This is a genomic window from Marinobacterium sp. YM272, assembly GCF_050908845.1.
In the GTDB taxonomy this organism is placed as follows: domain Bacteria; phylum Pseudomonadota; class Gammaproteobacteria; order Pseudomonadales; family Balneatricaceae; genus Marinobacterium_D.
Genome location: NZ_CP194171.1, coordinates 3582693 through 3594969, shown reverse-complemented (window position 1 = coordinate 3594969; position 12277 = coordinate 3582693). Strand labels below are relative to the sequence as shown.

Genomic DNA, 12277 nt, shown 5'->3' with positions numbered 1-12277 from the left:
GCAAAGAAGTAGTGCAGTAATCAGGCGTGTCAGGTTTGGGTCAGGTTAGACATTTACTCTCCACCATTAACCCCATCCAAGCGGGCTAACTACAACAACAACGCGCGGAGAAATACGCATGAAATCGATGACTCGCTCTCTTCTGATGGCAGTGGGCCTCGCCACTTCCGTATCTGCTTTTGCTTTTGAACCAGAGAAACCCGAATGTATCGCGCCGGCCAAACCCGGTGGTGGTTTCGACCTGACCTGCCGTATTGCCTCCAACGGTCTCGGTGATGCCGGTCTGCTGCCTTCACCGATGGCGGTGACCTTTATGCCGGGCGGCGTTGGCGCCGTGGCCTACAACCATATCAATGCTAACCGTCGCGATGATGCCGATACCCTGGTGGCATTCAGCTCCGGCTCTCTGCTGAACCTGGCGCAGTCCAAGTGGGGCAAGGATCTGGATGAGAACGATGCACGCTGGGTAGGCGCTGCAGGCGTGGATTACGGTGCCGTTATCGTCAAGGCCGATGCGCCCTGGAACACGCTGGGCGAACTGGTTGAAGACATCAAGGCGGACCCCAGCAGCTTCGTGCTGGGCGCCGGCGGTGGTGTCGGTAGCCAGGACTGGATGAAAGCGGCGATTCTGATGAAGTCTGTCGGTGTCGATCCGAAAGAGATGCGCTACGTCGCCTATGAAGGCGGTGGTGAAGCGATCGCAGCGCTGATGGGCGGACACATCAAGGTTTACCCGGGTGATATGGGTGAGATGAAAGGTCAGCTGGAAGCCGGTCGTCTGAAGGTTCTGGCGTCCATGTCTCCGGAGCGTCTGGACGGCGAGTTCAAGGATATCCCAACCGCTGTTGAGCAGGGCTACGACGCCGAGTGGGCGATCCTGCGTGGCTTCTACCTTGGCCCTGATGTAAGCGATGAAGCCTACGACTACTGGACCGAGACATTCAAGAAAGCTTACGACAGCAACGTATTCCAGCAGACCGTTCTGGATCAGGGCCTGGTGCCTTACAAATCTGCCGGTGCCGAGCTGGATGCCGACGTGAAGAAGCGCGTTGCGCTGATGCGTGAGCTTGCCAAAGAAGCCGGTCTTATCAAGTGAGGCTAGCCGTGTACGATCGTATCTTTGCAGGTACGCTGCTGCTGCTGTCCGGGCTCGTCGCCTGGGCAGCCGCCCAGTTCGAAGTACCTTTTCAGTATGAGCCCCTGGGCCCCAAGGCCTTTCCCTACATTCTGTCGGCGCTGCTGGCGCTTGCCTCGCTCTGGCTGATCTTCAAGCCCAGTGCAGATGACTGGCACCCGTCAAAACAGGTTCTTCTGCGTTTGGTCGGTGCGTTGGTGCTGATGTATGTCTACGCGCTGATGTACGAGCCGATGGGCTTTATTGTAGCGACGACGATCGTAGGCGCGGTCTTCTCCTGGAAGTTTGGCGCCAAGCCGGTGGTCGCGGGCGTGTATGCGCTGGTGATGAGCATCGTTTCCTATTTCATGCTGACAGATCTGCTTCAGCTAAATGTTCCGGCAGGCGCCATTTTCGGAGGCTGATCGATGGAAGTTTTATCTGCACTGGCGACCGGCTTTTCGGTTGCCTTCACTCCGCTTAACCTTTTTCTGGTCCTGCTTGGCTGCTTTACCGGTACGTTGATCGGTTCACTGCCGGGTATCGGCCCGATCAACGGCGTAGCGATTCTGCTGCCTCTGGCCTACTCGATCGGCCTTCCGCCGGAGTCTGCCCTGATTCTGCTGGCAGGTGTGTACTACGGTGCCGAATACGGCGGCCGTATCTCCAGTATTCTGCTGAACGTGCCGGGCGATGCCGGTGCGATCATGACCACGCTGGATGGTTATCCCATGTCGAAACGGGGTGAGGGCGGTCGCGCACTGGCGATCTCTGCAGTCTCCTCCTTTGCCGGCAGCATGGGCGCGTTGATTCTGATGGTCGCCATGGCGCCGCTGCTGAGTGACCTGGCGATCAAATTCGGCCCGGCGGAATACGTCATGCTGATGGTCTTCGCCTTTACCTGCCTGGCCACCATGGTAGGAAGCCGTCCGATCAAAACCCTGGTCGGTACCCTGATTGGCCTGCTGCTGGCTACTGTCGGTATAGATTCAGGCACCGGTGTGCTGCGTTTCACCCTGGGTATACCCAATTTCTTTGATGGCGTGGATTTCCTCGTTGTTGTCATTGGCGTTTTTGCGATCAGTGAAGTGCTGGTGCTGCTGGAACAGTGGGTCAACAATGATCTTAAAGTGACACCGGTTGGCAAGAGCTTTGTGACCTTTGCTGACCTGGTGAAAGTGCGTTGGGTTGTGCTGCGTTCCACCGTGGTTGGATTCTTTATTGGCGTACTGCCAGGCACTGGCGCGTCAATAGCGAGTGCGGTCGCCTACGGTGCCGAGAAGCGTATCGCCGAGGGGGATGGCGAGCAGTTCGGTAAGGGTGATGTGCGTGGTCTGGCGGCTCCTGAAGCAGCGAACAACGCCTCAGCTGCCGGTGCGATGGTGCCGATGCTGACCCTGGGTATTCCGGGTAGCGGCACCACCGCGATCCTGCTGGGTGCACTTCTGATGTTCAACATCACACCGGGCCCACTGTTGTTCGAACAGAAGCCTGAGATCGCCTGGGGTCTGATCGCCTCCATGTTCCTCGGCAACATTGCACTGCTGGTAATGAACCTGCCGCTGATCGGTGTATTCGTCCGGTTGCTATCGATCAAGCAGTCGTACCTGATTCCGGTAATCGTGATGTTGACCTTCGTTGGTATCTACTCGATCCACGGTGATAGCTTCGATCTGTTCTTCATGGTACTGCTGGGACTGTTCGGCTTCATCCTGCGCAAGCTCCACTTCTCGCTGGCGCCGGTGATCCTGGGTCTGGTACTCGGTGAAGTGCTGGAAGAAAACCTGCGCCGCGCTCTGTCGATGAGCGGTGGTGACTGGTCTGTTCTGTTCCAGGGCGGGATGACGATTACCCTGGCTGCTGCTTCGGTTGTTGCACTGTTTGCGCCGCTGCTGATGAAGCGGATTAAGGCTAAAAGCAAACGGACCGCGATGGCACCGGAAGTGGACGACTGATCTGACGTCAAAAGATGCACCCTTAAAGGCGGTCTCGCGGCAGTGAGTCCGCCTTTTTCTCTACAGTGAGCACCTATGGTAAGGACTCTTTTAACACTGGCTGTCGGTACCGCGGGAGGCGGTCTCGCAAGCCTCGTTGGTTTACCCTCTCCCTGGCTCCTGGGAGCCCTGTTCGCGGTGCTTGCCGCCAGCGGTTGTAAAGTACCGGTTTATATGCCGGCCAGCACGACGACCTGGATTTCACTTTTCGTAGGGGTCTCGATCGCTTCTAGTATCGAGGCTGACATATTTGAGCATATCAGTGACTGGTATCTGAGCATCGTTATGATGATCGTTATGCTGGGGCTGGTTCTTACTTCCCTCTACTATTTCTACCGCTTCCGCTGCGGCTGGAGTGGCAGCGATGCACTGCTCTGCTCAGTGCCTGGCAATCTGGCAGTGGTGCTTATATTTGCAGCCCAGGCCAAGCTCAGCGTCAAGCGGATCGCGCTGGTTCACAGCGTGCGCCTGTTCTTTCTCGTTTCGGTGCTGCCGCTGCTGTTTCCGGTGGTGGACCGGCAAAGCAACGGGTTAGCAGTAGAGGTCGCTTACACCGATCTGGCACTGGTTTTTGTCGGAGCGGGTGTTGTCGGCGGGGTATTCCGAAAGCTGAAGGTGCCGGCCGGGATGTTGGTCGGTGCGATGGCCGGTGCGCTGGTATTGAAGTTCGGTTTGGGGGTAGAGCCGCGTATTCCGACGGAATGGTTTCGGGCGGTGCTGGTGCTGCTGGGAACGGCAACAGCGGTACGTATGGCCGGGCTGGACCTGGCTCTGCTGCGGCAAACCATATTTGGCGCGGTAGGCGGTTTAACGCTGGCGCTATCGATCTGCGCAATGTTCTCGCTGGTGCTTTATTTCTGCTTCGATGTACCGCTGCTACAGGCATTGCTCTCATACATGCCAGGCGGTATCGAGGTGATGGTGGCTATCGCGTTCAGCACCGATGTAGACCCGATCTTTGTCGCAACCCACCAACTGCTGCGGGTACTGATCATGTGTTTTGCGCTGCCGTTGCTGTTCAGGGCATTAGGGGGTGACGGGGAAAGTAAGCCTATTTGATCGCTGACCCTTGGTATAAGCGGTTACTGAAGCAATTGAGACATTCCGTTTCGGTTGCCGATATATCCTGTGGATGTCGGGTATATATCTGAGGAGGCTAGGGTTTCGTCGTTTCAGGGGCAACGAAACTCGACAGGGAGGGTGAAAATCCTCGACCGGGGTTCGAGTCGGGCCACGTTGGTCTCGCGACGCGAGACAATGCTGAGCTGGTGACGGCGGTCCCGAAGGGGCTAAGTCACCCCTCCCTGACCGCCCCGCGTCTCAGGAAAAGGCCTGTTCGCCCACGCCGTATCCGAGGCGTTCGGAAACGCTTTGGGCGGCTTGCCGCAGTTGGTTGGCTATGTCGCCATCCAGCGAAGCATCGAAAGCCCCCGCTGGTCCCATCGCGGTCAGAGCCAGGACTACATTGCCATCGTGATTAAATATCGGAGCGCTGAGTGCGTTTATACCGGGAACAGGGCAGCCGAGAGCCTGCGCAACCATATGGGTACGGATGTCATTCAGTGACTGCTCGAATTCCTTCATGATATGCCCCCGTTTTGTTTCATCTTCGGGGTTGAGTCTTTTATTTTCCTCATGCGCCAGCTTTTCTGTCATTTTCGGCGGCAGGAAAGCACCAAATACGCGACCGGTGGCGGTGTCGAGAATTGACATCACGGCACCTACCCGAAGGTTTACATGAATCGGGTAGCTCGATTCCTCCATTGCGACAACGGTGGGGCCCATGTTTCCCCATATGGCAATGGCTACGGACTGACCGGTTTTCGCAGCCAGATCTTTGAGTTCGGGCCTTGCCTCCTGAACCGCATCTAAGCGCTGAAGGCAAACCAGTCCTAACTGAAGGGCGAAAGGGCCGAGCTCATAAAGACCGTTATCGGGATCCTGCTTAACCAGGCCCAGGTTGCAAAAGCTGACCATATAGGGATGGGCTTTTGCTGTAGTCATATCAGCCTGTTTTGCCACATCGCGCAATGCCATCGGTTTACCACAGGTGACTAGCACTCGGAGAAGTTGTCCTCCGACCTCTATCGACTGAATTCCGCGCCGTGTTTTCACTCAATTCCTACCTTGGATATGTACACAGAAGGCTTGAATGATATCAGAGATACAGGACGTATTGGTTAAAATAATGATGTATTTATATGTTTATGATTTTATATTAGCTAATGATATATGCATTTGCTAATAACAAATGCCGGTGGTATGGTCATACTCGCTCTTGAAAAATAGGTGAGGGGCGGTCTGTAGGTGAAGGACACAACAGCTGGGTTTTGCGTTGTCAGTAACCCCGGGGTGTCATCAGGCAGGCGTCTCGCCAGGGTTATCTGATAGGCAGAGCTCTGGCTTATTCAGTCTTTTGCGGAGCTTCTAAGGCTCAATTTTCGGTTGAGCGAAGGCCTGCAAGGGTTGGCGAACGTTTGTTCAAATAACAACAAAACACGAGGGTTCGAATAGCATGACTAACGACAGTAACAACCAATTGTTGTCGGGGCGCATTGCGTTGGTAACTGGAGCAGGGCAGGGAAACGGAAGAGCGATAGCTCTCGGACTTGCCGCGGCTGGTGCGCGAGTAATTGTGACTGATTTGAACAACGATACGGTTCAGGAAACAGCTGAACTGATTCGTCAGGACGGAGGCGAAGCCTGGGCTTTTTTACTTGATGTCAGGTCTTCAGATGCGTGCCTGGCGGTTGCAAAAAGCGTTGGCGCTGATATCGGGCTTGTCGACATCATCGTCAATAACGCTGGAATTATCATTCGCGAAGGGATTGAAAGTGAACGAGCCGTTGAAAACTGGCAGAAGGTTATTGATGTCAATCTGAATGGTACGTTTAACGTTACCTATGCTTGGCTTAACGCCTTGAAGGAAACGAAAGGCACGGTTATCAATGTAGGTTCTATCGCCTCTTTTGCGGGTGTTGCTGACACTCTGGGATATTCGCCCTCCAAAGGCGGCGTCAAAATGTTTACTCAGGCACTGGCACGAGAGCTGTCTGCCTACGGTGTACGGGTAAACGCCATTGCACCGGGCGTCATCGAAACCCCGATGACCGAAGCGACGCGAAGCAACCCTCAGCGCCTGGCCGGCTTTTTGAGCCGCACCCCGGCTGGCCGAGTGGGTACTCCGGAAGAGCTGATCGGGCCTGTTGTGTTCCTTGCTTCGTCAATGTCCTCCTACGTTAATGGCGTAACGCTGCCGGTTGATGGTGGCTTTCTGGCTGCCTGATGGTTTCACGCCGTTTGTTAAGTACGCTTCACCTGAGCATGAGGGCTTGGCCTGATGCTCGGTCATTTTAAGTGAGAGCTTCATGCTTTTAAGCCTGGACTCTCGCTCTTTTTTGCTGAATTTAATGCATGGCGTTCAATTTGAAGGGAAAAGCAGATGTGGGTTTTCCGGCGACGCGGTGTGTTGGCATCGAATTGCGTGGTAGTCCTGTGCAGAAATATAGTTTTCGCTCTTATCTGCTTTAAAAAGGGAAGAGCCTGGTGAGGCGGGTTAGATGCAGCAGGGAGCAATGCAGACCAAACTCTTCCAAAACCAGACGTTAGTTATTTATTGAAAATTTCCTGCAGCTTTTCGTATGCCAGGATAGAGGACAGGTCGGCATCGACAGGTGCCTGTTTATCGCACTTGGGTTCCAGGCCAGTAGTGCTATCCGCATTCAGGAACGCCATGACACCCTCGGTTTCGTCATTCTCGGTGCCCTGATAGGCCGCAACCCCGCGTCGAATCGCAAAACGTACCAGAGTAGTGGTGCCATCGAGGGAGAAATAGGGAAAGCTGTCAGCGGTTTCTTGGCGATCCATGTAGGCGCAGTTCAACTGGTTGTTGCTCGATAAAGTGGACAGCGCCGGCACCGGCAGTCCTGCCTGGTCGTAGGCTTTGATTACGGCGTAGGCGGTGACGCCGTAGTCAGTGACGATGCCATCGATATCTGGATATTTAGCGATCAATCCGCTCACCGCTTTCTGTGCATCCACAGGGTTCCAGTTACCGGCGATAAAGTTGTCTTCAAGCAGCTTCAGGTCGGGATATTTTTGTAAACCGGCTTTAAAACCATCAAGCAGATTTTGCGAGATGGCATTGCCCGCCGAGCCGCCGATGAAGATCAATTTGCCCGATTTCAGGTTCTCACCGTACCAGTCGGCCCAGGCGGCGGAGATTGAGGCCGAGTCCAGGTAGAGGTTGGCGGTGTAATCCTTGCCGGATTTTCCATCCAGTCTCGCGTTATAGGGTACGACGACGACGCCGGCTTTGGTGGCCTTGCGCAATGCCGGTAACTGCGCGGCGCCGAAGTCGGGGAACACGATCAGGATATCGACACCCTGGGCCACAAGGCTGTTGATATCGGCGTTGCCCTTCTGCCGATCGCCATTGGCGTTGGTATACATCACTTTCGTAACGTTTGAGCAGTGGCTGAGTTCATCTTTGAGTTCCTCCCAGGCAATCCGGCGCCAGGTGTTGCCGCCGAAGCCATCGGCTAATCCAACGGTCATCGGCTTGGTGCCGCACATGGAGGAGATATCAGCGCCCTTGCCCAGCACTGACAGAGTATTCGCGGTTGCAGCCGTCGATAGCGTCATAGCCGCGACGAGAGCGGAGGTAGTAACCATTCCGCGGGAAAAACCAGGGAGCGTAAGTTTTTTATTGTTAATCATTTTAACTCTCCAAAACTCGGTGTTTTTTATGGGGTGAAAAGGGCAAGGGTAAAGCTCCCGGGTCGTGGCAATGGCATTGCAACGCATCAACCACAAACCCGGGTGACTTACCGCTTGTTCAGAGCGCTATCGACAGTCGCTCTTTGTGCTTATGGGGGGCGGTTAAGCAGGTTCCAGTTCCTGCTCCCGATAGTTGGGGTAATCGGCATAACCCTCGGGTAGACCGGTGTAGTAGGTGTCCCAGTCGGACTCGACGAGAGGCCAGCCATTCTTCAGACGCTCTGGAAGATCCGGGTTAGAGATGAACCAGCGCCCAAAGGCGATGGCGTCGGCAATGCCGTTTTCGATCAGGCTGTCGGCAAGCTCCACGTCGATACTGCCGGCGACAATGATCTTGCCCTTATAGCGCTCACGGATTTCCGGCAGGGGATCGGCGTAATCCACTTTCACGTCTTCGTTGCCGGACACGACCGGTCGAATGACATGCAAGTAGGCCAGGTCATAATCGTTCATGCGCTCTGCAACGTAGCGATAGATCTGCTCCGGTTCCGGATCCTGTATGTCGTTAAAGGTGCCGTAAGGCGAGATGCGCAGGCCAACACGGTCGCTACCGATCGCCTGGGTCACAGCCTCTACGGTGTCGCACAGCAGGCGGGCCCTGTTCTCGAGGCTGCCGCCGTATTGGTCGGTACGCTGGTTGGCGGAGCGGTTCAGGAACTGCTCGAAGATATAGCCGTTGGCACCGTGGATCTCGACGCCCTCGAAGCCGCATTCGATCGCCCAACGTGCCGCCTGGACAAACTCGTCGGTGATCATCTGGATCTCCTTCTCATTCATCGCTTTTGGCTGAGGCATGCGGTGGGTCGTAAGATCCGGCGTAATGATCTCCATATCCGCCGCAATCTCGGAGGGGCCGCGGGCATAGGGGAAATCTTCAGTCACGTTGCCCTGAATATTATCGGGATGCCATACCCGACCGCAGTGCCAGAGCTGAAGGAAGATCTTGCCGCCGGCGGCGTGCACTGCCTGCGTCACCTTCTTCCAAACCGCACGCTGCTTCTCGTTATGGATGCCGGGCGTGTTGAAGTAACCCTGTGCAGCTTCGCTGGTCTGGGTGGCCTCCGCGATGATGAGGCCGGCACTGGCTCGCTGGGCGTAGTAGGTGGCCGCGAGGTCCATCAGAACGTTACCGTCTTCAACGGCCCGGTTGCGGGTCATCGGGGCCATAACGATGCGGCTGGGAAGTTGGTAACGACCAATCTGGATAGATTCAAACAGTCTGCGTGGTTTGGGTTGTGCTGGTATTGGCATCTGATTCACCCTATTTCTTATAAATAGACTCAAACGTTTGTGCGAAGGCCCAGATCGACAGTCGCAAACAAGACTCAGGCTTGGGCGCGACCGTTTACATAACCTTCAGCAATGCAGTTGCTTCGGTCTCAGTTCTCGGACGAACAGGTAGGTTTACAGGGTTCGACTATTTGAATCCGAGGCCTTCGTCTGAAGCACCTCAATCAGACTAATGCTCTGCTAGTGTCTGTGCTTTACTTCAGAGGCCAATATGAGTTGTATATAGGTGCCAGTTTTACAGGGGAGAATAACTAGGCGTTATTGAAAATTGATTTTTAGAAGGTGGTGGGGGATTAGGTTTGTGTATCCGATTCAGACCTATGTGAGGGGTATTTATTTTTCTTCTGATTATTATCAGGTTTGAAGTGTAGTGGTCAACTAATCCCGGACACGGTTTTAAGTTTTTCTTCCGCCGCCACCGGACTGATGCCGCCATTGGCACGATGTGGCCGCTGGCGGTTGTAGTAATCCATCAGATACCGACCCATATCCATTTTGGCGACCATTAGCGAGGAATAACCGGTTTCTGGCACCCATTCCGTTTTCAGGCTGCGGAACAACCTCTCCATCGGCGAGTTGTCCCAGCAATTTCCACGACGGCTCATGCTTTGCTCCATGCGGTAGCGCCAAAGCCGCTGGCGGAACTTCAGACTGGTGTACTGACATCCCTGATCCGAATGGAACATGATGCCTTCAGGGTGCCCACGCCGGTTCCAGGCGTCATCCAACGCCTTGATGACTAGACTCGCGTCGGCTGTCGTGGAGACTGCCCAGCCAACAACTTTGCGGGCGTACAGATCCAGAACGACGGCTAGATAAGACCACTGAGATCCTGTCCAAATGTAGGTGATGTCACCGCACCAGACTTGGTTAGGGTGTAACACATCAAATTCACGGTTCAGCCGGTTGGGTATGTCCACATGCTCAATGGTCGTCCGTTTGTATTTATGGCGGCCTGGCTGCTTACACACTAAGCCGGACTCTTTCATCAGGCGACGGACTAAATAGCGGCCGGCAACGATCCCTTCTGAAGCCAGAAAGTCACAGATACCCCGGCTTCCCAGCGCGCCACGGCTGAGCTTGAAAGCACGGTTTACGTGGGCTTTAAGCTCAAGGCGTTGCGGCTTGATACGCCGCTTTGCCTTCCTGTAGTCATAATAACTGGAACGTTTGATACCAAATGCCTGACAGACCAGATCAACAGGCTTTAACTCTCTCAAACGGTCTATCAGCGCATACGTTTGAACTCGTCTGACATTAAGAGAGCGGAAGCCTTTTTTAATATGTCCTTTTCTTGCTCCAGGCGTTTAACCCTGGCTTCCAGTTCCTGGATGCGCTTCTGCTCGGGCGTCATAGCTTTGCTGGCGGGCGTTTCCCCGTCACGTTCGGCACGTAACTGATCCACCCACCGACGCAGTGCGGTATCACCGATACCAAGTGACCGGCAGGCCTCAACGATGGAATAGCCCTGATCCAGTACAAGACTGGCGGCTTCCAGCTTGAACTCGGGCGTGAAGGAACGACGTTGTTTTTTCATTGAACACCTCTTGGGTGGCAAGGTTACCACCTATCTGGGTGTCCGGAATCATTGAACCACTACAAAGTGAGTATTTTCATTGAAAAGGCTAAGTAAAAAGGTGCCTGCCCATAAAGAGCAGGCACAAATTTCTACTAGGGTTCGAGGAATCTAAGAAACTGCTGAAAAGGAAACGTGACTTAACACGGCTGTTTACCAGCAGTGCTCAATCTGGATACCAACGGTTGATGAGTGAGTATCCCCACCTGCGGGCCCTGTTGCCGACAGTGCGCTGCCAGGTACCGCAGCATCGCGTGCCGCTTCGTTCCATGTCGCATAGGTGTAGTAGAGTTTGACCTCAGGACGGGTCCAGAACCCCGGCCCTTTTGGAGACCAGGTAGGCGCCAGGGTGAACTTGCCCAGGTACATGTCGTCAGTGGTGGTATCGACATAGTCGACGCCCGCTTCAAAGCTGACTTTGAAAGTATCCGTGACCGAGTATACCGGGCGGAAACCCAGGTTCACCCAGGTTTGGTCTGCAGAACCGTTCATGTCCGCTTTTTCATAGACGAACTGGTAGGCGGTCTGGAGCCTGGGTGAGTGGGTCCACATGCCGTGATCAACTACGCGCCACTTATTGGCATCGTTATCCAAAGAAGTATCACCGGTGTAGCCGAGCCCGGTACCCGGCCCCACGCCGTATTGGAAGGCCAGGGTATTGACGATATCTTTGCCGAACATGCCACTCTGTACGTGCTGCAGACCCACTGACCAACCGCTGTGCGCGTCGGCATCGTTTGAAGGCTTGTCGACGTAGTTCACACCGACTTCCAGCTCGCCATCGGTATTGGTTTTGAATCCGGCGACGTTAAAGTCATGTCGGGTGACCCAGTTGTCCTGAAAGGGACTGTCTTTGCGTGAGAATACATAGCTGTATTTAAGGTCGCCGATTTGAACACTGTCTAAACCGAAACCTGTGGCGCTCTGATTCCAGTAAAAGTAATCGGACAGGTATGAGAACTTACGTTTGTAGTAAAGTCGACCCGCCCAGATATTACCGCCGTTAAGAGCGCTGACGTTGTTCCAGTAAGCGTAAGCCTGGGCCCACTTGAAATATCCGCCGTCATCGGAATCGAACGTGAGCTTTTGGTTCCACGGGTTTGAGGCGGCAGGCATAGTGTAGAAGCCCATCGTGGAGCCATCATTAAGCGTAAAAAAATCCTGTTTAAAGCCTACTTCTATATACTGATCACATTCGTTGCCTAAACGAAATTTTCCTCCCGTACCTGTCAGTTGGTAACAGCTTTGTGCACCGCTCCAGTCGGTAGAACCAATACCGCCGCGCGCGTATCCGTCAAGCATCTCTAAAGCGCTGACCTGCGTCGACGCAAGTAATCCAAAAAGGGATAGAATGGTTGAAGTTTTTATTGTTCTGTTCACTTTTTGTCCTTATTTTTATGTCGTTGGTTTTTTGCGTTTGGCTAAATGCCTTCCCATCAAATAGGAACTCACGCGTAATTTAATATTCCGGCCTCGGTAACGTCGGCACGAGAAGTGCCGGCTCAGCTGTAAATGCAACTAAGC

The 12277-nt window shown here is 54.3% G+C and carries 10 protein-coding genes; 5 read left to right on the top strand and 5 right to left on the bottom strand.

Annotated elements, in window-relative coordinates; all coding sequences use genetic code 11:
• Positions 1-118: 118 nt before the first annotated feature.
• The 4 genes from ACQUQP_RS16065 to ACQUQP_RS16050 all read left to right on the top strand — a co-directional run bounded on the left by ACQUQP_RS16065 (position 119) and on the right by ACQUQP_RS16050 (position 4167).
• A complete protein-coding gene (locus ACQUQP_RS16065; protein WP_432696043.1) occupies positions 119-1096 on the top strand; it encodes a Bug family tripartite tricarboxylate transporter substrate binding protein in 978 nt (325 codons plus the stop codon).
• 8 nt (positions 1097-1104) lie between these two features.
• Complete coding sequence (locus tag ACQUQP_RS16060) at positions 1105-1539, top strand: tripartite tricarboxylate transporter TctB family protein (protein WP_432696042.1); 435 nt, start codon at positions 1105-1107, stop codon at positions 1537-1539.
• A gap of 3 nt (positions 1540-1542) precedes the next feature.
• Positions 1543-3069 (top strand): tripartite tricarboxylate transporter permease, encoded by a 1527-nt coding sequence (locus tag ACQUQP_RS16055; RefSeq protein ID WP_432696041.1) that lies wholly within the window; start codon positions 1543-1545, stop codon positions 3067-3069.
• 75 nt (positions 3070-3144) lie between these two features.
• Complete coding sequence (locus ACQUQP_RS16050) at positions 3145-4167, top strand: AbrB family transcriptional regulator (RefSeq protein ID WP_432696040.1); 1023 nt, start codon at positions 3145-3147, stop codon at positions 4165-4167.
• 261 nt (positions 4168-4428) lie between these two features.
• Here the strand turns inward: ACQUQP_RS16050 and ACQUQP_RS16045 are convergent, their stop codons facing one another.
• Positions 4429-5145, bottom strand: a complete 717-nt coding sequence (locus tag ACQUQP_RS16045) for an IclR family transcriptional regulator (RefSeq protein ID WP_432696039.1) — start codon at positions 5143-5145, stop codon at positions 4429-4431.
• A gap of 478 nt (positions 5146-5623) precedes the next feature.
• Here ACQUQP_RS16045 and ACQUQP_RS16040 point away from each other — a divergent pair, with 478 nt between their 5' ends.
• Positions 5624-6394 (top strand): SDR family NAD(P)-dependent oxidoreductase, encoded by a 771-nt coding sequence (locus tag ACQUQP_RS16040; protein ID WP_432696038.1) that lies wholly within the window; start codon positions 5624-5626, stop codon positions 6392-6394.
• A gap of 323 nt (positions 6395-6717) precedes the next feature.
• On the opposite strand, the gene ACQUQP_RS16035 is transcribed toward ACQUQP_RS16040, so the two are convergent.
• From ACQUQP_RS16035 to ACQUQP_RS16020, 4 genes are all read right to left on the bottom strand, one after another.
• Complete coding sequence (locus tag ACQUQP_RS16035; protein WP_432696037.1) at positions 6718-7827, bottom strand: substrate-binding domain-containing protein; 1110 nt, start codon at positions 7825-7827, stop codon at positions 6718-6720.
• Positions 7828-7989: 162 nt separating this feature from the next.
• Positions 7990-9138, bottom strand: a complete 1149-nt coding sequence (locus ACQUQP_RS16030) for an alkene reductase (RefSeq protein ID WP_432696036.1) — start codon at positions 9136-9138, stop codon at positions 7990-7992.
• 413 nt (positions 9139-9551) lie between these two features.
• Positions 9552-10714 (bottom strand): IS3 family transposase gene (locus tag ACQUQP_RS16025; RefSeq protein WP_432695585.1). Its coding sequence is split into 2 segments (ribosomal slippage): positions 9552-10459 and positions 10459-10714, totalling 1164 coding nucleotides; the frame shifts between segments, so codons are not numbered across the junction.
• A gap of 192 nt (positions 10715-10906) precedes the next feature.
• Positions 10907-12133: a maltoporin gene (locus tag ACQUQP_RS16020; protein ID WP_432696035.1), complete on the bottom strand. Its 1227-nt coding sequence runs from the start codon at positions 12131-12133 to the stop codon at positions 10907-10909.
• Between the last annotated feature and the right edge of the window lie 144 nt (positions 12134-12277).